Annotated in this window: 16 protein-coding genes; 15 read left to right on the top strand and 1 reads right to left on the bottom strand. The window is 73.6% G+C overall.

Features of this window, described 5'->3' with window-relative positions; genetic code table 11:
• Positions 1–49: 49 nt before the first annotated feature.
• Positions 50–1,405: an FtsX-like permease family protein gene (locus IE308_RS20950; protein ID WP_190219106.1), complete on the top strand. Its 1,356-nt coding sequence runs from the start codon at positions 50–52 to the stop codon at positions 1,403–1,405.
• Positions 1,406–1,620: 215 nt separating this feature from the next.
• Here the strand turns inward: IE308_RS20950 and IE308_RS20945 are convergent, their stop codons facing one another.
• The gene (locus IE308_RS20945) at positions 1,621–2,157 is read right to left on the bottom strand and encodes an HNH endonuclease (protein WP_110628217.1); all 537 of its coding nucleotides are present in this window, start codon (positions 2,155–2,157) and stop codon (positions 1,621–1,623) included.
• Positions 2,158–2,490: 333 nt separating this feature from the next.
• Between IE308_RS20945 and IE308_RS20940 the strand changes: the two genes are divergently transcribed.
• The 14 genes from IE308_RS20940 (at position 2,491) to IE308_RS20875 (ending at position 22,210) form a co-directional block, all read left to right on the top strand.
• Positions 2,491–3,588, top strand: a complete 1,098-nt coding sequence (locus IE308_RS20940; protein ID WP_190219105.1) for a mechanosensitive ion channel family protein — start codon at positions 2,491–2,493, stop codon at positions 3,586–3,588.
• A 220-nt stretch (positions 3,589–3,808) separates the two neighbouring features.
• Entirely contained in the window at positions 3,809–5,020 is a 1,212-nt protein-coding gene (locus tag IE308_RS20935) for an ROK family transcriptional regulator (protein ID WP_190219104.1), read from the top strand.
• An 84-nt stretch (positions 5,021–5,104) separates the two neighbouring features.
• Complete coding sequence (locus tag IE308_RS20930) at positions 5,105–6,463, top strand: ABC transporter substrate-binding protein (protein WP_190219103.1); 1,359 nt, start codon at positions 5,105–5,107, stop codon at positions 6,461–6,463.
• Positions 6,463–7,404 carry a carbohydrate ABC transporter permease gene (locus IE308_RS20925; RefSeq protein ID WP_190219102.1) on the top strand — a complete coding sequence of 314 codons (942 nt, stop codon included), beginning with the start codon at positions 6,463–6,465 and terminating at the stop codon, positions 7,402–7,404. Before IE308_RS20930 ends, IE308_RS20925 begins: the two co-directional genes overlap by 1 nt.
• A gap of 2 nt (positions 7,405–7,406) precedes the next feature.
• Positions 7,407–8,297: a carbohydrate ABC transporter permease gene (locus tag IE308_RS20920; RefSeq protein ID WP_190219101.1), complete on the top strand. Its 891-nt coding sequence runs from the start codon at positions 7,407–7,409 to the stop codon at positions 8,295–8,297.
• 7 nt (positions 8,298–8,304) lie between these two features.
• Positions 8,305–9,570 (top strand): 6-phospho-beta-glucosidase, encoded by a 1,266-nt coding sequence (locus tag IE308_RS20915; RefSeq protein WP_190219100.1) that lies wholly within the window; start codon positions 8,305–8,307, stop codon positions 9,568–9,570.
• On the top strand, positions 9,561–10,529 hold the full coding sequence (locus tag IE308_RS20910) for an N-acetylglucosamine kinase (protein WP_190219099.1): 969 nt from the start codon (positions 9,561–9,563) through the stop codon (positions 10,527–10,529). The genes IE308_RS20915 and IE308_RS20910 overlap by 10 nt, the downstream gene beginning before the upstream one ends.
• Positions 10,530–11,054: 525 nt before the next feature.
• Positions 11,055–12,425 (top strand): GlnX family signal transduction membrane protein, encoded by a 1,371-nt coding sequence (locus tag IE308_RS20905; protein WP_190219098.1) that lies wholly within the window; start codon positions 11,055–11,057, stop codon positions 12,423–12,425.
• A gap of 53 nt (positions 12,426–12,478) precedes the next feature.
• Positions 12,479–13,507 (top strand): glutamate ABC transporter substrate-binding protein, encoded by a 1,029-nt coding sequence (locus IE308_RS20900; protein ID WP_190219390.1) that lies wholly within the window; start codon positions 12,479–12,481, stop codon positions 13,505–13,507.
• A 98-nt stretch (positions 13,508–13,605) separates the two neighbouring features.
• Positions 13,606–14,946 carry a hypothetical protein gene (locus IE308_RS20895; protein WP_190219097.1) on the top strand — a complete coding sequence of 447 codons (1,341 nt, stop codon included), beginning with the start codon at positions 13,606–13,608 and terminating at the stop codon, positions 14,944–14,946.
• Positions 14,943–17,549 (top strand): serine/threonine-protein kinase, encoded by a 2,607-nt coding sequence (locus IE308_RS20890; protein ID WP_190219096.1) that lies wholly within the window; start codon positions 14,943–14,945, stop codon positions 17,547–17,549. Before IE308_RS20895 ends, IE308_RS20890 begins: the two co-directional genes overlap by 4 nt.
• A 3-nt stretch (positions 17,550–17,552) precedes the next feature.
• Positions 17,553–19,133, top strand: a complete 1,581-nt coding sequence (locus tag IE308_RS20885; protein WP_190219095.1) for a PP2C family protein-serine/threonine phosphatase — start codon at positions 17,553–17,555, stop codon at positions 19,131–19,133.
• Positions 19,134–19,270: 137 nt separating this feature from the next.
• Positions 19,271–20,617, top strand: coding sequence for a vWA domain-containing protein (locus IE308_RS20880; protein WP_190219094.1), 1,347 nt, complete (start codon positions 19,271–19,273; stop codon positions 20,615–20,617).
• 39 nt (positions 20,618–20,656) lie between these two features.
• Positions 20,657–22,210, top strand: a complete 1,554-nt coding sequence (locus IE308_RS20875) for an FHA domain-containing protein (protein WP_190219093.1) — start codon at positions 20,657–20,659, stop codon at positions 22,208–22,210.
• Positions 22,211–22,233 lie beyond the last annotated feature (23 nt).

Below are 22,233 nucleotides of genomic sequence, written 5' to 3'. Positions count from 1 at the left end.
CACGCGCGTCGGGCGCGGCGGTGCCGCTGATCGCGCCGGCGGCGACCGCGTGAGGCTCGGTACGGATCTGCGGCTGGCCTGGGCGCTGAGCCGGGGCTCGGACCGGCGCGAGTGGTGGCGGGCGGGGCTCACCGCGGCGGGCGCGGCGCTGGCGACGGGCTGCGCGCAGACGGCGGTGACGCTGGGCGCGCTGCGCGGCGGGTACGACGTCTCGCTGGGCGCGGGACTGCTGGACCAGCCGGGCACCCGGGCGGGCGTGATCGTCTCCCTGCTGCTCCTGCTGATCCCGGTGCTCGGCTTCGTCGGGCAGTGCGCCCGGATCGGGGCCGTGCACCGCGACCGGCGGCTGGCGGGGCTGCGTCTAGCGGGCGCGACGCCCTGGCAGGTGCGGCGGATCGCCGCCCTGGAGACGGGGCTGGCCTGCCTGCTGGGCTCGGCGCTCGCCACGGCCGTCGCCGTACCGGTGCTGCTGGGGGTGTGGACGCGGCCGAACGCCTTCGCGTGGGCGGGCCTCACCGTGGTCGCCGCCGGGGTGCCGGTACTGGGCGCGGTGGCGGGCGCGGTGGCGCTGCGGCGCGTGGTGGCCTCGCCGCTGGGCTGGGTGCGCCGGGAGCGGCGGCACAGCCGTCCGGGCCCGTGGCTGCTGCTGACGGCGGTGCTGTTCGCGGCGGTGGCGGTGGCCGCGGTCGCCCGGACCGCCCAGGGTCCGCGTCCGGGCGGCCTGGAGGGGCCGGTGATCGTCCTCGGTGCCGTGGTGGTGGCGGGTACGGCGGCGGTCTGGCTGGTGGGTGCCACCGCCCGGCTGACCGGCCGGCTGCTGGCCGCGCGCACCGGCGACCCGGCGGTGCTGATCGCGGCGGAACGGCTGGCCGGCGACCCGTGGGCGGCGGCGCGCACCCATGCGGCGGTGCTGCTGGTGACGGTGGTCGGCACCGGGTTCGTCGGGGTACGGCAGGTGATGCTGGAGGTGCTGCGCGGCGACAAGTACCTCGCCGAGAACATGGACTACTACACGACCGGCCTCGACCTGACCGCCGCCGCCATCGGCGCCGCCCTGCTGATCGTGCTGTTCGCCCTCGCCGTCGGCACGGCCGAGTCCCTGGCCACCCGCCGCCGGGGCCTGGCCGCGCAGGTCGCGGCCGGGGTGCCGCAGCGGGTGCTGGGCCGGGCCCTGCTGCTGGAGACGGCGCTGCCGCTGGCGCCCGCGGTGCTGCTCGCCGGGCTCGGCGGCATGGCGATCGGCACCGGGTACACCTGGCTCACCGACGACGGCGGCAGCCGCTCGGTGCCGTGGGCGGCGCTGCTGGTGCCGCTCGGGGTGTACGCCTGCTGCCTGCTGGCCGCGGCGACCTCGCTGCCGCTGCTGCGCCGGTCGGTGCGGCCGGGGGAGCTGCGGTACGCCTGACGGGGCGGGGCCGGCGGCGGGGGCACGGCGGCATGGGCCACACGGCGTGGGTACGGCGGCGCCGGGGGGGGCGCCCGGGCGCAGAGGCCGTGCGCGGGCCGGGGGCCGACGTGCGCGGGCGCCCGCCGGGCGCGTGACGTCGGTCCCGGGGGCACAGGGGTCCCCCGGGGCCGGTCGACGTGCCCGGGCGCGCCGGGACGCGAAGGCCCGGATCGTCAGGCGGAGATGCCGTCGATCCGGGCCAGGGCGTCGTCCGCGCCGTAGGGCTGCAGATAGGGCAGCCAGCGCGGGTCCCTGTGGCCGGTCCCGATGATGCGCCAGGCCAGCCCGGTGGGCGGGGCGGGTTTGTGCCGCAGCCGCCAGCCCAGTTCCACCAGGTGCCGGTCGGCCTTGACGTGGTTGCAGCGGCGGCAGGAGGCCACCACGTTGTCCCAGACGTGCTTGCCCCCGCGCGAGCGCGGGATGACGTGGTCGACGCTGGTTGCGACGCCACCGCAGTACATGCACCGGCCGCCGTCGCGCGCGAAGAGCGCGCGCCGTGTCAGAGGAACGGGCCCCCGGTAGGGAACCCGCACGAATCGCTTGAGCCGGACCACGCTGGGTGCGGGGACTGTGACGGTTGCGCTGTGCAGAAAGGCGCCGGACTCCTCAAGGCAGACGGCCTTGTTCTCCAGGACGAGGATGAGCGCGCGGCGGAGCGGTACGACGCCGAGGGGCTCGTACGACGCGTTGAGGACCAGGACATGCGGCACGGATGCCTCCTTGTACGCCGGCGGCGCGTGGCTCGCGCCGGGACGATCCGTAGTCAGTCTCCCCTCATGCCTGGTGGACGCGCCACCATGTCCCGGTAACGGGCTGGGAGTGTTTTCGACCACACCTGATTCATCCCCCGGATCGCCGTGGGTTCATCCCTCCAGTTCATGCGGTGGATGGCGGCCCGGACGGGGGCCGTAGCTCCTTCACACTTATGCCCGGCACACACACGATGCCCCGTTAGTGTGGTGGTTCTGCCCGCCCGGTGACCTTTCCGTGACCTGACCGCCGCACCGGCCCGGGCAGCAGTGCTGCACCTGGAGGTACCTGCCGTGTCCTTGCCCGTGTCGTCCGCCGTGTTCGCGGCCGCCGGTCCGTCGCCGTCCCCGTCCTCGTCGACGGCGCCCGCGGTGCCCTCGCTCCAAGACGCCCAGGAGAGCGCGACGCACGCGGCCAGCTGGGTCGAGGAGAACTGGTCGACCTGGCTGGCGATCGGGCTGAAGGTGCTGCTGATCCTGGTGATCGCGGCGGTGCTGCGCAAGGTGGTGCTGCGGGCGATCACCAAGCTGATAGACCGCATGAACCGCACCGTGCAGGCGGTCGACGGCACCGCGCTCGGCGGGCTGCTGGTCAACGCCGAGCGGCGCCGGCAGCGGTCGCAGGCGATCGGCTCGGTGCTGCGGTCGGTGGCGTCGTTCGTGATCCTCGGCACGGCAGCCCTGATGGTGCTGTCCGCCTTCCAGATCAACCTGGCCCCGCTGCTGGCCTCCGCCGGTGTCGCGGGCGTGGCGATCGGTTTCGGCGCCCGGAACCTCGTCACGGACTTCCTGTCCGGCGTGTTCATGATCCTTGAGGACCAGTACGGCGTCGGCGACACGATCGACGCGGGCGTGGCCTGCGGCGAGGTGATCGAGGTCGGCCTGCGGGTGACGAAGCTGCGCGGCGACAACGGCGAGATCTGGTACGTCCGCAACGGCGAGGTCAAGCGCATCGGCAACCTCTCCCAGGGCTGGGCGACGGCCGGGGTCGACGTGACCGTGAAGGCCTCGGAGGACCTGGACCGGCTGAAGGCCACGCTCGACGAGGTCGCCGAGAAGATGGGCAAGGAAGAGCCCTGGAACGAGCTGCTGTGGAGCCCGATCGAGGTGCTCGGCCTGGACAGCGTGCTGCTCGACTCCATGGTGGTGCGGGTCTCGGCCCGGACGATGCCCGGCAAGTCGCTGGCCGTCGAGCGCGAGCTGCGCTGGCGGATCAAGCGGGCCTTCGACGCGGCCGACATCCGTATCGTCGGCGGGGCCACGGCCCCCGCGGAGGACGACGCCCCCGATCCGACGGCCGTGGTCGCGGCCCCGTCCGTCCTGGCCAACAGCGCCTCCCCGCAGGCCGAGGCGGCGACGCCGCTGACCCCGCAGGCGCCCGCGCCGAAGTAACCGCTCCCCGGCACGCCGGCCCCGCTTCACCGGACGCCCCCGCAGGTAACGACTCCGTTGCCGCGGGGGCGTTCCGTCTTGACGCCTCCTTCCCGGCGGGCATACGTTCCTGCCACCCGATAGGAAACTTTCCTAACAGTGACGTGCGGGGAGACGGCGAGTGGACAGTCGTCCCAGGTCACTGGGAAGCTGGGCCGCTGGAAGGGCAGGTGTCGACGCCATGGCAGGAACCGCGGGTACGCCGGGTACGCCGCGCGTGCTGCGCGCCATGAACGACCGGGCCGCGCTGGACCTGCTGCTGGAGCACGGCCCGCTGTCGCGGACCCGGATCGGCAAGCTGACCGGCCTGTCGAAGCCGACGGCCTCGCAGCTGCTGGCCCGGCTGGAGGCGGCCGGCCTGGTCCTCGCGAGCGGCACCAGCGAGGGCCGCCCCGGCCCCAATGCCCAGCTGTATGAGGTCAACCCGGCCGCCGCACACGCCGCCGGCCTCGACGTCACCCCGCAGCGCATCCGCGCCGCCGTCGCCGACATCACCGGCCGCACGGTCGGCTCGTACGAACTGCCCACCCCCGGCCGGCGTCCGGCGCAGCCCGTGGTGCAGCAGGTCACCGACGCCCTCGACGGTGCCGTGAAGGCGGCGGGCCTGGCCCGGGACGACGTCCACCGGCTCGTCATCGGCACCCCGGGCGCCTTCGACCCGGGCACCGGCCGCCTGCGCTACGCCTCCCACCTGCCCGGCTGGCACTCCCCCACGCTGCTGGACGAACTGGCGGCCGCCCTGCCGATGCCGGTGGAGTACGAGAACGACGTCAACCTCGCCGCCGTGGCCGAGCAGCGGCTCGGGGCCGCCCGCGGCCACGACGACTTCGTGCTGCTGTGGAACCAGGAGGGCCTGGGCGCCGCCCTCGTCCTCGGAGGCCGGCTGCACCGCGGCTTCACCGGCGGCGCGGGCGAGGTGGGTTTCCTGCCGGTTCCGGGCACCCCGCTGGTCCGGCAGGTGACGCGGGCCAACAGTGGCGGCTACCAGGAGCTGGCCGGTGCGCAGGCCGTCCCGGACCTCGCCCACCAGCTCGGCTACAAGGACATCCCGTCGGGGCCGTACGCCGAGGTGGCCGCCGCCCTGCTGCGGCGGGCCGCCGAGGAGGACACCGTCCAGGGCAGGCTGCTGCTGCAGACGTACGCGACCCGGCTCGCCACCGGTCTCGCCTCGCTCGTGTCGGTCCTCGATCCCGAACTCGTCGTCCTGTCCGGCGCCTGCCTGGCCGCGGGCGGCGAGGTGCTGCGCGGTCTCGTCCAGGCCGAGCTGGAGGAACTGGCCGCCTCCCGGCCCCGGCTGGTGGTCGGGAACGTGACCGAACAGCCCGTCCTGCGCGGCGCGCTGGAGAGCGCGCTGGCCGCGACCCGCGACGAGGTCTTCGACACCTCACGCTGAGCCCGGCACCCGCACCCCCGTAGCTCCCCCTCACCGCTTCCTTCCCTTCCCTCACCCACCACCCCTGCCCAGGGAGACCCCGTCATGCCCGAAAACTCCCGTTCCATACCCGCCGTCTCCCGGAAGGCGGCCGTGGCGCTCGCCGCCTCCGCCTCCCTCGCGCTCCTCGCCACCGCCTGTACCGGCCAGTCCGGCTCCGGCGCCTCCGACGACCCGTCGAAGGAGACGACCCTCACCTTCTGGCACGCCTGGAGCGCGCCGGGCGAGGTCGCGGCCGTGAAGTCGCTGGTCGCCGGGTTCGAGAAGGCGCACCCGAACATCCACGTCACGGTCGTCGGCGGCATGACCGACGACAAGATCAACCAGGCGCTGCGGGCGGGCGGCAGCAAGGCACCCGACGTGATCTCCTCCTTCACCACCAACAACGTGGGGAAGTTCTGCTCCTCCGGCGCGCTGGTCGACCTCGGCCCCTTCTTCGAGAAGTCGGGGATCGACCCGGCCACGACCTTCCCGAAGGCGATGAACGAGTACACGCAGTTCGAGGGCAACCGCTGCACCGTCCCGCTCCTCGGCGACGCCTACGGCCTCTACTACAACAAGACCGCCTTCGCGAAGGCCGGCCTCAAGACCCCGCCGAAGACCTGGTCGGAGTTCGAGGCCGACGCCAAGAAGCTCACGATCACCGACGGCGACTCCTACAAGCAGCTCGGCTTCATGCCGAACTACCACGGCTGGGAGTCGACCACCGAGCACTACCTCGCACAGTTCTCCCCCACGTACTTCGACGCGCAGGGCAAGTCGAACGTCGCCAAGGACCCGGCGTTCGAGAAGGCGTTCACCCTGCAGAAGCGGCTCGTCGACGAACTCGGCGGCTTCCGCAAGCTGGAGACGTTCCGCTCCAAGCTGGGCGACGAGTGGGGGCCCAAGCACCCCTTCCACACCGGTCAGGTCGCCATGCAGCTCGACGGCGAGTGGCGGCTCGGCATGGCCGAGGAGGCCAAGCCCGGCTTCGAGATCGGCGTCGCCCCGCTGCCCGTCCCCGACGACCAGGCCGACCAGTACGGCAAGGGCTACATCACCGGCACCATCGCCGGCATCGCCGCGACCAGCAAGAAGCAGAACGCGGCCTGGGAACTGGTGAAGTACATGACCACCGACACGGACGCGGTGGTCGGCTTCTCCAACGCCATCCACAACGTTCCTTCCACCCTCGCCGCGCTGAAGTCGCCGAAGCTGACGTACGACCCGCGCTTCAAGACGTTCCTGGACATCGCCGCCAACCCGAACTCCACGACCTCGCCCGCCTCGGTCAACGGCGGCGTGTACCTGGTGACGATTCAGGAGTTCGGCTACGCCTACGAGAGCGGCAAGGCCAAGGACCTCAAGGCCGGCCTGGCGCGGACGGCCGCGCAGATCGACACGGACATCGCGCAGGCGAAGTGATGAGCGCGCTCACCCTCGCCTCGAAGCGCCGCAGGTCGGCGCTGCGCACCCTCGCCTTCCTCTCCCCCTGGCTGATCGGCTTCGCGGTCTTCTTCGCCTACCCGCTGCTGTCCACCGTCTACTTCTCCTTCATGCACTACGACGGCTTCCAGGCGCCGACGTGGAGCGGGACGAAGAACTGGACGTACGTCTTCGCGCACTACCCCCTCTTCTGGCCCGCCCTGCGCAACACGCTGTGGCTGGTCGTGGTGATGGTCGGGCTGCGTGTGGTGTTCGGCCTCGGCGTGGGCCTGCTGATCACGAAGATCAAGACGGGCACGGGCGTCTTCCGCACCCTGTTCTACCTGCCGTACCTGGCCCCGCCGGTCGCGGCGACGATGTCCTTCGCGTTCCTGCTCAACCCCGGCACGGGCCCGGTCAACTCACTCCTCGAACGCATCGGCGTCCCGGCCCCCGGCTGGTTCAACGACCCGTCCTGGTCCAAGCCGGCCCTCACCCTGCTCGCCCTGTGGGGCATCGGCGACCTGATGGTCATCTTCATGGCGGCGCTGCTCGACGTGCCGAAGGAGCAGTACGAGGCGGCCGAGCTGGACGGCGCGTCGTCCTGGCAGCGCTTCCGGTACGTCACGCTCCCCACGATCTCGCCGATCATCATGTTCGCCGTCGTCACGGGCGTGATCCAGACGATGCAGTACTACACGCAGCCGCTGATCGCGGGAAAGGTCGCCTCGGGCGTCATCCAGGGCGCCGGCACCCAGTTCGAGCCCGGCTACCCGGACAAGTCCACGCTCACCCTCCCCCAGCTCGTCTACAACCTCGGCTTCCAGCGCTTCGACTACGGCTCCGCCTGCGTGGTGGCACTCGTCCTCTTCGCCCTGTCGATGGTGTTCACCGCGCTCCTGATGCGGCGCCGGGGCGGTCTCATCCAGGCAGGTGACTGACGATGACCCAACTGCTGGACACACCGGCACGCACCCTCACCCCCGCACCGGAGGCGACGGCCGCGCGCCGCCGCAACGTCCTGCACTGGATCGCGGTGCACTCCCTCGGCGTGGCCGCCGCGCTGTTCTTCACCCTGCCGTTCGTGTTCGTGTTCCTCACCTCCCTGATGAGCGACAGTCAGGCACTGAGCCGCGACCTGATCCCGCACACCTGGGAGTGGGACAACTACCGGAAGGTCTTCGACACGCCCGGCTTCCTCACCTGGTGGCGCAACACGCTGCTCTACGCGGGACTGGGAACCGTCCTTACGGTCGTCTCCTCCGTCCCCGTCGCCTACGCGCTGGCCAAGTTCCGCTTCCGGGGCCGCAACCTCGCCCTGATGCTGGTGATCTCGATGATGATGCTGCCGCCGCAGGTCGTCGTGATCCCCATGTACCTGTTCTGGGCGAGGCAACTGGACCTCTCGGGGACCCTGTGGCCCCTGATCGTCCCCATGGCGCTCGGCGACGCGTTCTCGATCTTCCTGCTGCGCCAGTTCCTCACGACGATCCCGGACGAGTACGTCGACGCGGCGAAGGTCGACGGCTGCGGCGACGTACGCACCCTGCTGAAAGTGGTGCTCCCCATGGCGAAGCCGGGCATCGCGGCGGTGGCCCTCTTCCAGTTCTTCTACGCCTGGAACGACTACTTCGGCCCGCAGATCTACGCCTCGGAGAACCCGGGCGCCTGGACCCTGAGCTACGGCCTGGAGTCGTTCAAGGGCGCGCACCACACCGACTGGAACCTCACCATGGCCGCCACCGTGCTGGTCATGGCCCCCGTGATCCTCGTGTTCTTCTTCGCGCAGAAGGCGTTCGTCGAGGGCGTCACGCTCACCGGAGTGAAGGGTTGAACCACACATGAAACTCACCGTGGTCGGCGGAGGCTCGACCTACACCCCCGAACTCATCGACGGCTTCGCACGCCTGCGCGACACCCTGCCGATCGAGGAACTGGTCCTCGTCGACCCGGCGACGGACCGCCTGGACCTCGTCGGCGGCCTGGCCCGCCGCATCTTCACCAGACAGCAGCACCCCGGCCGGATCACCACCACCACCGATCTGGACGCGGGCGTGGACGGCGCGGACGCGGTCCTGCTCCAGCTGCGCGTCGGCGGCCAGGCCGCCCGCGAACAGGACGAGACCTGGCCGCTGGAGTGCGGCTGCGTGGGCCAGGAGACGACCGGCGCGGGCGGCCTGGCGAAGGCGCTGCGCACGGTCCCGGTGGTCCTCGACATCGCGGACCGCGTCCGCCGCGCCAACCCGCACGCCTGGATCATCGACTTCACCAACCCGGTCGGCATCGTCACCCGCGCCCTGCTCCAGGCGGGCCACAAGGCGGTCGGCCTGTGCAACGTGGCGATCGGCTTCCAGCGCAAGTTCGCCGGCCTGCTCGGCGTCGCCCCCGCCGACGTCCACCTGGACCACGTGGGCCTGAACCACCTCACCTGGGAGACCGGGGTACGCCTGGGCGGCCCCGAGGGCGAGGACGTCCTGCCCAAACTCCTGTCCGACCACGGCGAGCAGATCGCCACGGACCTGCACCTGCCCCGCACGCTCCTCAACCGCCTGAACGCGATCCCCTCCTACTACCTGCGCTACTACTACGCGCACGACGAGGTGGTACGGCAACTGCGCACCAAGCCGTCCCGAGCGGCGGAAGTAGCGGCGATGGAACGCGAACTGCTCCAGATGTACGGCGACCCCACCCTGGACGAGAAGCCGGCCCTGCTGGCGAAGCGGGGCGGCGCCTACTACTCCGAGGCGGCGGTGGACCTGGCGGCGGCCCTGCTGGGCGGCTCCGGTTCCCCCTACCAGGTGGTGAACACCCTCAACCGGGGAACGCTGCCGTTCCTCCCGGACGACGCGGTGATCGAGGTCCAGTCCGCGGTGGGCCGCACGGGCGCGACCCCCCTGCCCGCGGCTCAACCCGACCCCCTCTTCGCGGGCCTGATCGCCAACGTGACGGCGTACGAGCACCTGGCCCTGGAAGCGGCCCTGCACGGCGGCCGCGACCGCGTCTTCCGCGCCCTGCTCGCCCACCCCCTGATCGGCCAGTACGACCACGCCGACGCCCTCACCGACCGCCTGATCGCACACAACCGGGAGCACCTTACGTGGGCCTGACCGGAAGCGTCCTCGCCATCGACGCCGGCAACAGCAAGACCGACGTCGCGGTGGTGACCACGGACGGAGACGTCCTCGCCACGGCCCGCGGCGGCGGCTTCCGCCCCCCGGCGGTAGGGATCCAGACCGCCCTGGACACCCTGGCCGAACCCGTGACCGAGGCCCTGCACACGGCGTCCCTCGACTCCGTCACCCACGTCTCGGCGTGCCTGGCCAACGCGGACCTGCCGGTGGAGGAGGAACAACTGGCGGCGGCGCTGCACGCGCGCGCGTGGGGCGAGTCGGTGGAGGTACGCAACGACACCTTCGCGATCCTCAGGGCGGGCGTCGCCGAGCCCCGCGGTGTGGCCGTCGTCTGCGGCGCGGGCATCAACTGCGTCGGCATGCGCCCCGACGGCCGCACCGCCCGCTTCCCCGCGCTGGGCCGCATCTCCGGCGACTGGGGCGGCGGCTGGGGCCTGGCGGAGGAGGCGCTGTGGCACGCGGCCCGCGCGGAGGACGGCCGCGGCGCGCCCACGTCCTTGGCGGAGACACTCCCCGCGCATTTCTCCCTCCCGTCCATGTACGCCCTGATCGAGGCGCTGCACCTGGGCCACGTCCCTCTCTCCCGCCGTCACGAGCTGACGCCGGTGCTGTTCGCGACGGCGGCTTCGGGTGACCCCGTGGCCCGCTCCCTGGTCGACCGCCTGTCGGACGAGATCGTGACGATGGCGGTGGTGGCCCTGCGCCGCCTGGACCTCCTCTCCGAGGAGACGCCGGTACTGCTGGGAGGCGGGGTGTTGACGGCGGGCCACACCCAACTGAACGACGGCGTCCACACCTTGCTGGCAGCCCGGGCCCCGAAGGCCGTACCCCAGGTGGTCCGCCAGCCCCCGGTCCTGGGCGCGGCCCTGCTGGGCCTCGACCACTTGCGAACGGACGCGGCGGAACAGGAGCGACTCCGGAGCCACTTCACCTAGCTCACCCGGCGCTGCGGCTGCCCGGGGGTGGGTCGCGCAGCCCGGCGCGACGGGGTGCCGCTGCGCCCACCCGTGCCGCCCCAGCGGCACGACTGCCCGCTGCTACGTCGAAGAGCGGCTGCCCGCAGCTGCGACGGCCGGTAGACGCGTACGGCGGGAAGGGGACGTGTCGGGGGGTGTCCGCCCGCAGCGGGCGCCGGAAAGAAGCGGCACGAATTTGACCGTACCCAGCGGCGCACCGAGGACGGATACCCCCCGGCGCGGCCCCGACCCACCCACCAGCGGAAGGCGCTACACCAGCCACCGCGCCACCCGCACGGGCCGCCGCAGGCATATAGGGGCGCGGGGAACTGCGCGACCAGCCCCCACGCACCCGCAGACGAACAACCCCGGGAACCGAACCGATCTCCCCGACGTATTCATGGGCAGGGAGTCGTGGATACTTGCGGCGACGAATGGCCATGGGGGAGGTCACCAGTGACACGAACGCCGACGAGCAACCCGGCACCACCACAGGGCACACCCATGCCCCCCACCCTCGCCCCCACCCCCACAACCACCCCCCACCGCACCGCATTCGCAGAAGGCCTCACCCGCCTCCGCACAGCCGCCACCACAGAACCCGGCCGCCTCCGCATCATCGGCGCCGTACTCGCCGCCCTCGTCCTCGCCTTCGGCGCCGTCACCGCCTGGCAGATGACCGACCGCAGCGCCGCAGCCGACGACGTCCTCCACAAGAGCCAGCCCCTCAGCTCGGCCGCAGCCGACATCTACCGCTCCCTCGCGGACGCCAACACCGCCGCCTCCAGCGGCTTCCTGGCCGGCGGCCAGGAGACCAAGGACTCCCGCGACCGCTACGAGAGAGACATCCGCACGGCCGCCGCAGGCCTGATCACCGCGGCGAACAGCTCCGACGCCGGCACCCCCGCCGCGGACACCATCGCCCGCCTCAACCGCCTCCTGCCGGAGTACAAGGGGCTGGTGGAGCGCGCGCGCACGTACAACCGCCAGGGCTTCCCGGTCGGCGGCGCGTACCTGCGCTACGCCAACGAGAAGATGCAGAAGGACATGCTCCCGGCGGCGGAGGACCTGTACAAGAAGGAGAACCAGCGCCTCGCCGCGGACTACGCGGACGCCCGTCCCTACCCCTGGCCCGCGATCGCCCTCGGCGTCGCCGCGCTCGCCGCGCTCGCCTGGGCCCAGCACCGCCACTACCGCCGTACGCACCGCGTCCTGAACCAGGGCCTGGTCGCGGCCACCGCGGCCACCACGGTCGTCCTGCTGTGGCTGGTCGTCGGCCACAGCCTCGCCCGCGCCTCGCTGAACGACTCCTACGACCACGGCGTGCGCTCCCTCAACGTCCTGCACGACGCCCGCATCGCCTCCCTGAAGGCCCGGGGCAACGAGAACCTCACGCTGGTGGCGCGCGGCGCGGAGACGGTCAAGGTGGGCGGCCGGACGTACGACGCGTACGACTACGACTTCGGCAAGGACATGGACCTCCTCGGCCGCACCCTCACCCAGGCCCGCGGCCTCGCCGACGACGCCGGCGGCGAGCAGCCGGTGACCGCGGCCGTCGGCAACATGACGGAGTGGAAGAAGCGGCACGCCACCGCCCGCACCGCCGACGAGGACGGTTTCTACGAGCAGGCGCTGGACAAGGTGATCGGCGCGCCGGGCAGCGCGGGCGCGAAGGGCGCGACCGGCGAGTGCTTCGACAGCGTCGACGCCAACCTGGCGAAGGCGCTGACGCACGAGCAGGGCGAGTTCCAGCGGGCCGCGGGCGACGGCCTGGACGCGATGAGCGGCCTGCCGGTGGGCGCCGCCGTCCTCGCCCTGCTGGGCGCGGCGGGCGCGCTGCTCGGCATCGGGCGCAGGCTGTCGGAGTACCGGTGAGAGGGGGCGGAGCGATGGAAGGGGGCGAAGCGATGGAGGGCGGCGGCGTGACGATGTGGGCGCGGCGCGCACGGGCCGGGCTGAGGGGCTGGGGCGGGGTCGCCGCGATGGCCGCGGTCTGCGCCCTGGCGCTGGCCTTCGTGCTGCTGCTGCCGCTGACCCAGTCCCGCGGCGCGGACGACGCGCAAACCGGCGGCCAGGGCGTCGCCGAGGGCGTGCACGCGCGCGCGGAGGACTGCAAGGACCCGCAGAAGCAGACGCTGTCCCCGTCGGCCGCGGACGGCCCGACGATCGAGGCGATCAAGAACCGTACGGGCGCCAGGCGCAAGCTGATCGTGGGCGTCGACCAGAACAGCTACCGCTGGGGCTACCGCGACCCCAACAACGAGGGCGCGCAGCTGGAGGGCTTCGACATCGACCTCGCGCACCGGATCGCCGCGGACATCCTCGGCGACCCGGACGCGGTGCAGTTCAAGGCGATACCCACCGACCAGCGCATCCCTGCCATCCAGGACGGCCGGGTCGACATGGTGGTGCGCACGATGACGATCAGCTGCGCCCGCATCGGCGAAGTGGCCTTCTCCGCGCCGTACTTCAGGACGGGCCAGCAGGTCCTCGCGCCGAAGTCGTCGGCGATCACCGGCTACGACGGCTCGCTCGCCGGCAAGCGGATCTGCACGGCGGCCGGTTCGACGGCGTACACCACGCTGGAGGAGGACCGGCGCACAGGCCGGCTGCCGGCCTCCGCGGACATCTCCACGACCGTGCCGAACCAGCTGGACTGCCTGGTCAGGCTGCAGTTGGGCGAGGTCGACGCGGTGGTGACCGACGGCGCGCTCGCGGCGAGCCAGGCCGCGCAGGACCCGACGGTGGAGCTGAAGGGCAAGGCGTTCACCACCGAGTTCTACGGCGTGGCGATGAAGAAGGACGCCGACGATCTGGTACGCCGGGTCAACCAGACCCTGGTGGACTACGGCAGGAACGGCTGGCAGACGTCGTACGACACATGGCTGTCGGCGACACTGGGGAAGGATTCGACGGCGTCGAAGCCGCCCGCGCCCCAGTACCTGCGCACGAGCTGACGGGACGGCGGAAAGGCCCGACGACCACGCGAACGACATCGGGACCGGCACAGGGCAAGCACAGGGCAGAGATCCGACACAGCAGCGAGAGGTGATCGATGGGCGTCACGGACCCCGCCGGGCCGGTGATGGACCGGGACGAGGTGGACCGTGCGCTGGCACGGCTCGGCGCCGAGCACGAGGCGATCGAGACGTCGCTGCTCGCCCTCCAGGACCACGCGGGCCGCAGACTGCTGGAGGGCGCCGCGCTGACGGGCGTCACCGCGGAGCGCTGGGCGGCCACGGAGGCGTCGATCACGCTGCTGTGGGCGTACTTCGACGCGTACTCCGGCGCGCTGCGCTCCGCCCGGGAGATCCGCTCGCGGCGCCGCTGGTCCAGCCGCGAGGACCTGGTGGAGCTGACCGGGCTGCTGCGCGGCGAGGCCGTGACGGTGGCCGGTTCGGCGGCGGCGGTCGCGGGCGCGCCGACGCTGCACGGCGGTCCGGGCCGGCTCAGCGAGCGGTACTCGCTGTCGGCGCTGGTGGACCGGATGAACGAGCTGTACGCGGCCTCGCTGGACGTGGTCGTGGCCGCCGACGCGGTGTGGTCGGCGCTGCCCGCGCGGATCGATTTACTGGCCGCGGAACTCCAGCGCACCCGGCAGCTGGCGCACTCGGTCGGGGTGCGCCCCGGCGAGCACCCGGCCGGGGACGACCTGGAGCGCATCACGCGCACGCTGACCCGGCTGCGGGAGCAGGTGATCAGCGACCCGCTGGCGTTCTGGGTGCCCGCGCAGGGCAGTTCGGCGCCGGGCGGCGGCCGGCCTGACACCACGGTGTACGACCGTGAGGCGCGCGCCCTGGAGGACGTGCGCCGGGAGATCGACGCCGTGCTGACGGTGCGGCAGGACGCGGAGAAGCGGCTGGTGCGGCTGCGCGATGTCCTCTCGCGCGCGGACCGCACGCTCGCCGAGGCCCGCACCGCGCGCGGCGAGGTGCTGGCGAAGATCGCGGCGACGGAGGTGCCGGTGGTCAGCGGACCGCCGACCGCGCTGCAGGAGCAGCTGGCGACGGCCGCCGAGTACCGCAGACACGCGCAGTGGCACCGGCTGTCGCCGCTGCTGGAGCGGCTGGAGGAGAAGGCGGAGGAGGAGCTGCTGCGCGCCCGTGAGTCGCTGACGGCGGTCACCGCGCCGCTCGCGGTCCGCGCCGAGCTGCGTGGCCGGCTCGACGCCTACAAGGCGAAGGTGGCCCGGCACGGGCTGGCGGAGGAGCCGGAGCTGGTCGAGCGGTACGAGAAGGCGCGCCGCATGCTGTGGAGCGCGCCCTGCGACCTGCGCGTCGCCGAACAGGCCGTGCTGCGCTACCAGCAGGCGGCGGCCGAGGCGCTCGGCGGACCGGGCGCCTCCGCGGTGCCCCGGCAGTACGGTCCGCATGACTCCAGGGGGGAGCCGTCATGAGTCAGGCAGGGCAGACGTGCCAGCGGCCGGGGTGCGACGGGTCGTACGAGGACGTCGGCGGCGGCGAGCTGTACTGCGACACGTGCGGGCTGGCGCCGGTGGTGTCGGCGACCGGCCTGGTCGGCTCGGCGCCGACCGGGATCACCGGTGGCGGCCGCGGCTCGGCGGGCAGCGGCAGCGCCCGCGGCACCCGCGGCTCGGGTACGTCGTCGCAGTCGTCGAAGTCGCGCCGCTCGGTGCCGGGACGCCTGTCGCGCTCGGTGTCCGGGCTGTCGGCGAGCCGCTCGGTGTCGGTGCGCAGCTCCGGCTCCTCCGCCGCCTCCTCGGCCCGCAGCCGGCTCGGCGCGGGGCTGGTGGAGGTGCCGCAGGTGCCGCGGCCCGACCCGCGCGCGATGGTGCTGGAGAACCCGGAGGTGCCCGAGCGCAAGCGGTACTGCTCCCGCTCGGACTGCGGGGCACCGGTCGGACGGGCGCGCGGCGGCCGTCCGGGCCGTACGGAAGGTTTCTGCACCAAGTGCGGCCACCCGTACTCCTTCGTGCCGAAGCTGAAGGCCGGGGACGTGGTGCACGGCCAGTACGAGGTGGCGGGCTGTCTCGCGCACGGCGGGCTGGGCTGGATCTACCTGGCGGTGGACCGGGCGGTCGCCGACCGCTGGGTGGTCCTCAAGGGCCTGCTCGACACCGGGGACCAGGACGCGATGGCCGCGGCGATCTCCGAGCGGCGGTTCCTCGCGGAGATCGAGCACGCCAACATCGTGCGGATCTACAACTTCGTCGAGCACCTCGACCAGCGCACCGGCTCCCTCGACGGCTACATCGTCATGGAGTACGTCGGCGGCAAGTCGCTGAAGGAGATCGCCAACGCGCGCCGCACGCCCGACGGGCGGCGCGACCCGCTGCCGGTGGAGCAGGCGTGCGCGTACGGCATCGAGGCGCTGGAGGCGCTCGGCCATCTGCACAGCCGCAACCTGCTGTACTGCGACTTCAAGGTCGACAACGCCATCCAGACCGAGGACCAGCTCAAGCTGATCGACATGGGCGCGGTGCGCCGCATGGACGACGACGAGTCGGCGATCTACGGCACGATCGGCTACCAGGCGCCGGAGGTCGCGGAGATCGGCCCGTCGGTGGCGTCCGACCTGTACACGGTGGGCCGCACGCTGGCGGTCCTCACCTTCGACTTCCAGGGCTACACCAACGTCTACGCCGACTCGCTGCCCGACCCGGACTCCATCGAGGTCTTCCGGCAGTACGAGTCCTTCTACCGGCTGCTGGTGCGCGCCACCGACCCCGACCCGGCCCGCCGGTTCGCCTCCGCGCAGGAGATGGCCGAGCAGCTGACCGGTGTGCTGCGCGAGGTGGTCTCGCTGCAGACGGGCCGCGCCCGTCCCGCGCTGTCCACGCTGTTCGGGCCGGAGGTCAGGGTCACGGACACGGTGCTGTTCCCGCGGCTGGACGGGGACGTGTCCCGGCTGGGGGCGCGTGCGGTCAACGGCAGGCGGCGGCCCGCCGCACCGGCAGCGTCCGCCGCACCGGCGGCAGCGGCCGTACCGCCGAGCAGCCGCCCCGCACAGCCCCACGGCCTCCCCGCACCCCCGAGCACCGTCCCCGCGCCGCGGAACGGCCTCTTTGTGCCGCCGCCGCCCGCGGCTGCCGTCCCGGCCCTGGTCAAGCCGGTCGCCGTGGCCCCCGCGGCGCTCGCGCTGCCGGTGCCGCGGGTCGACCCCTCCGACCCCAACGCCGGTTTCCTGGCGGGCCTGATGGGCTCGGCGTCGGCCGAGCTGATCGCCGCGCTGCACGCCGCGCCCGCGAGATCGACGGAGCTGCGGCTGCGGGAGCTGCGGGCCCGCCTGGAGATGGGCGAACCGGACGCCGCGCTGCGGCAGTTGGAGGAGCTGGAGGCCGATCACCCCGACGACTGGCGGGTGGTGTGGTACCGCGGCGTGGCCGCGCTGGTCACCGGCGACCACGAGGGCGCCGCGGTCGCCTTCGACGCGGTGTACGACGCGTTCCCCGGTGAGACGGCGCCCAAGCTGGCGCTCGCGCTGTGCGCGGAGGTGCTGGGCCAGCTGGACAACGCCGCCGAGTACTACCGGCTGGTGTGGTCGACCGACCCGAGCTGTGTGAGCGCCGCGTTCGGCCTGGCCCGGGTGCAGCTCGCGGCCGGGGACCGGCGCGGCGCCGTGACGACGCTGGAGTCGGTGCCGGAGTCCTCCATCCACTACACGGCCGCGCGGGTGGCCGCGGTGCGGGCGCGGCTGCGGCAGCGCGCCGCGCTCGCCGCCGACCTGTCGTTCGTGGAGGACCTCGGCGCCGCCGCGGCGCAGGTCGAGGCGCTGGACGCGTACGGTCTGGACCCGACGCGGCGTGAGCAGCTGGCCACCGAGGTGCTCGGCTCCGCGCTGGACTGGGTACTCTCCGGTGGCCGGGCCGACGCGCCCGGCGCCCGGCGGGTGCTGCTCGGCAGCGAACTGGACGAACGGGGCCTGCGCTTCGGCCTGGAGCGCTCGTACCGCACGCTGGCCCGGCTCGCGCCCGGCGGCGAGGAGAGGATCGACCTGGTGGAACGTGCCAACCGTTACCGCCCCCGGACGTGGGTGTAGTTGATGTCGCAGATGCCCCAGCAGGCCGCTGTGTCGGAGTGCCCGAGCTGCGCGGAACCGCTCGAGTCGGGTGACCGTTTCTGCGGTGCGTGCGGATACGACCTGTCCGCCGTCGCCGCGCCGCAGCCCGACCATCCGACGCTCACCATGAACGGCACACCGCCGGCGCCGCGACCGCCCGCGGCACCCACGGCCGCCGACTGGGTGGCCCCACCGGTCCCGGCGCCGGGCGCGTGGCCGTACGGCGCCGAAGCCCCGGCGGCGGGCACCGCCGCGGACGGCACCGGCCTGCCCGCCCAGCCGGGCCACCCGGGTACGGCGCCCGCCGGGCCCGGGGCAGCGCAGCAGGGGCACTTCGGTGCGGGACCGGGCGTACCCGGTACCCCGCCGCCCGGGCACCCCGGTGCGGGACCGGACGTACCCGGTGCCCCGCAGCAGGGCCCCGGCGTCCCCCCGCCGCCCCCGCCCGCAGCGCCCCCCGCGCCTCCGGCGGCCCCCGCCCCCACCGCCGTACCGTCTGCGGGCCCGGCCCCCGCCGCCGTACCCCCCGCCGCCGTGCCGGAGGCGGCCGCCGGGGTCCGGTTCGACCGGCCGGACGAGCCCGAGGAGTACCCGCTGCAGGCGCCCGATCCGCGGGTCGCCGCTGAGGCGGCCGAGGCCGCCGACGAGGCCGCCTTGTGCGTGGCGTGCCGGTCCGGCCGGGTGGACGGCGACGGCTACTGCGAGAACTGCGGGCACGCCCAGCCGCGCGAACGCGACCACATGGAGCAGGAGTCGGGCCCGGTGGCCGCCGTCAGCGACCGCGGCCTGCGCCACCACCGCAACGAGGACGCCTTCGCGGTCGGCCACACCACGCTGCCCGACGGCACCGAGGCGTGCCTGGCGATCGTCTGCGACGGCGTGTCCTCCGCGACCCGCCCCGACGACGCCTCGCTCGCCGCGTCCCGTGCCGCCGGCGAGTCGCTGCTGGCCGCGCTGCCCCAGGGCACGCACCCGCAGCAGGCGATGCACGACGCGATCGTCGCCGCCTCCCGCGCGGTCAACTCACTGGCCAACGAGCCCGCGACGGCCCGTGAGCACGCCCCGCACCAGAACGCGCCCGCGTGCACGATCGTCGGCGCCGTGGTGGCCCAGGGCCTCCTCGTCGTCGGCTGGGTCGGCGACAGCCGCGCCTACTGGGTGCCCGCCGACCGCACCGCGCCCGCCGCCCGGCTCACCGAGGACGACTCCTGGGCGGCGCAGATGGTCGCCGCGGGCCTGATGAACGAGGCCGAGGCGTACGCCGACGAGCGCGCCCACGCGATCACCGGCTGGCTCGGCGCCGACGCCTACGAACTGGAGCCGCACACCGCGTCGTTCAAGCCGGACCGGCCGGGCGTCGTCGTTGTGTGCACGGACGGCCTGTGGAACTACGCGGAGTCGGCCGAGCAGATGGCGGGCGTGCTCCCGCCTGACGCGGCCGTACGCCCGCTGCACAGCGCCCGCGTGCTGGTCGGTCACGCGCTCGACGGCGGGGGCCACGACAACGTAACAGTGGCCGTCGTGCCGTTCCCCGCACCGCCGCAGGGGGCAGGATCGGCCTGAGGCCGTAAGGACGGGGAGGCCTCGCCCGCCGGGGCCGGCCCGGCCACCGACAAGCCGCACGCGGACCGGAGGGGACCGGTCCGCGTCACAGTCGTCGCCTCACGGGGGTGGGGCGGTCAAGGGGGATGCGATCAGGCATGGCCAATTTCTCGAAGTCGAACGTGCCGCAGTTCTCGGTCGACGTGTACCAGAACGAGTACCTGCCCGAGGGCGGCCGCGAGGTCAACGCCATCGTCACGGTGACGGCGACGGGCGGCGGCACCGTCGGCGGCGCGGTGGCGGCGCCCCACCTGTATGCGCCCGGTCAGGGCCCTTCGGCGGCCGTGGCGGTCATGGTGGACTGCTCCGGCTCGATGGACTACCCGCCGACCAAGATGCGCAACGCCCGCGACGCGACGGCCGCCGCGATCGACACCCTGCGCGACGGCGTGCACTTCGCGGTGATCGGCGGCACGCACGTGGCCAAGGAGGTCTACCCGGGCGGCGGGCGCCTCGCGGTCGCCGACGCCACCACCCGCGACCAGGCCAAGCAGGCGCTGCGCAAGCTCAGTGCGGGCGGCGGCACGGCGATCGGGACCTGGCTGCGGCTCGCCGACCGGCTGCTGTCCTCGGCGGACGTCGCCATCCGGCACGGCATCCTGCTCACCGACGGCCGCAACGAGCACGAGTCGCCGCAGGACCTGAAGGCCGCGCTCGACGACTGCGCCGGGCGGTTCACCTGTGACGCGCGGGGCGTGGGCACCGACTGGGAAGTGAAAGAAGTCACAGGCATCGCCTCCGCGCTCCTCGGCTCCGCCGACATCGTCGCCGACCCGGCCGGGCTCGCCGCGGACTTCACGCGGATGATGGAGACGGCGATGGGCAAGGAGGTCGCGGACGTCGCCCTCAGGCTGTGGACGCCGGTCGGCACCACCATCAAGTTCGTCAAGCAGGTCGCGCCCACCGTGGAGGAGTTGACCGACCGGCGCACCGAGGCGGGCCCGCGGGCCGGTGACTACCCCACCGGTTCCTGGGGCGACGAGTCCCGTGACTACCACCTCTGCGTGGAGGTTCCGGCCGCCGCCGTCGGCCGGGAGATGCTCGCGGCCCGCGTCTCGCTGGTGGTCCCGCAGCCCGACGGCTCGGTGCAGAACCTGGGCGCGCAGGGGCTCGTACGGGCCGTGTGGACCGACGACATGGTCGCCTCGACGTCGATCAACCCCCAGGTCGCCCACTACACCGGGCAGGCCGAACTGGCACAGGCCATCCAGCAAGGGCTCGATCTGCGCAAAGCGGGCGATATAGATGGAGCAACGGCCAAACTGGGGCGCGCTGTTCAGCTCGCCAGTGCCTCGGGGAACGCCGATACTGCGAAACTGCTTGCGAAGGTGGTGGACGTGGTCGACGCGGCGACAGGTACTGTGCGACTGAAGGCGAAGGTCGCGGAGGCCGACGAGATGACGCTCGAGACCCGGTCCACCAAGACAGTTCGCGTGAAGAAGTGACGCCGCCAGGCCCAGAAGGACGAGGAAGGACGCGCCGACATGCCGACCTGCCCGAACGGACACCAGTCGGGTTCCGACGACTGGTGCGAGGTCTGCGGTCACCGCATGGCCGGTGCCGTACCTCCGCCGCCCCCTCCGCCGCCCCCGGCCGGCGGTGGCTACGGCTTCCCGCCGCCCGCTCCGGGCGGCCCCGGCCGCCCGTCCGCCGCGGAACCCGAGCCGGAGCTGTGCCCGCAGTGCCGTACGCCCCGTGAGGGCGGTGCGCCGTTCTGCGAGGAGTGCCGGTGGAACTTCCTGACCAACACGGCGACCTCGTACACCCCGGCCGCGCCGCGCCCGTCGGCGACGGCGCCCGGTCCCGGGCCGCGCTTCCCGCAGGCCCCCGGCCCGCAGGGACCCGGTCCCGGTCCGCAGGGTCCGGGGCCCTCGTACGGCGGCGGTGACGCCTTCGACTACCAGCACTCGCGCCCGAGCCAGGTCAACCGCCCGGCCGAGCCGATCCCGCCGAGCCCGTTCGGCGGCGAGCCGCAGGGTCCGACGGGGATGCCGGGCCAGGGCGGCCCCGGCGGTCCCGGTCCCTTCGGGGGGCCGAACGGTCCTGGTGGCCAGGGTGGTCCGGGCGGCCCCGGTGGTCCCGGCGGTCCGGGCGGTCCCGGCGCGTTCCCGGGTGCGGGTGGTCCCGGCGGGCCTGGCGGGCCCGGCCCCTTCGGCGGTCCCGGCGGGCCTGGTGGCCCCGGCGCGTCCGGCGGCCCCGGCCCGTACGGCGGCCCCGGTGCTCCGGGTGGCCCCGGCAGCCCGGCCGGCCCCTCCGGTCCCCCTTCCTTCGGTGCCGACCCCTCGCGGCCGGTCCCGCCGCCGCCCGGGCCGACGCCGCCCGCCGGTCCGGGGGCGACCTCGGGCGCACCGCAGGCGTTCCACCAGCCGAACGGTCCGACCGGGCCGGGCGGCCAGGGTGCCCCGCACGGTTTCCCGCAGGAACAGCAGCGTCCGGCGCCGTCCGGACCGTCCTTCGGCGGCGGTGAGGACGACTGGGTGATCAGCCCGCCGTCGAACACCCCCGGCGGCCAGGGCGGACCCGGTGGCCCCGGCGGCCCCGGTGCGCCCGGCGGCTACGGCTACCCGCAGCCCGGCGCCACCCAGGCCCCGCCCGCGCCCCACCAGGCGTTCCCGCAGCAGCCGCAGGGGCCGGCGACGTGGACGGCGACCATCGGCCCGGACCGCGAGTACTTCATGGCGATGATGCAGCGCTCCGGCCCGGAGGCCGCGGGCCTGAACCTGCCCGCGTACTCGCCGGAGCAGCAGCGCCGGCTCACCGGCAACCAGGTCACCATCGGCCGTCGCCGGCACTCCACCGGCGAGACGCCCGACATCGACCTGTCGGTCCCGCCGGAGGACCCGGGCGTCTCGCACCAGCACGCGGTGCTGGTGCAGCAGCCGGACGGCAGCTGGGCGGTCGTCGACCAGAACTCGACGAACGGCACCACGGTGAACGGCTCCGAGGAGCCGATCCAGCCGTTCGTGCCGGTGCCGCTCCAGGACGGCGACCGGGTGCACGTGGGCGCCTGGACGACGATCACGATCCGCCGCGGCTGATCCCGGCCGGGCGGCTGTCGCTC

Origin of the sequence: Streptomyces griseosporeus, from assembly GCF_014656055.1 — a bacterium.
In the GTDB taxonomy this organism is placed as follows: domain Bacteria; phylum Actinomycetota; class Actinomycetes; order Streptomycetales; family Streptomycetaceae; genus Streptomyces; species Streptomyces griseosporeus.
Note: the sequence above shows the minus strand (reverse complement) of the source record. Positions and strands in the feature narration are given on the sequence as shown.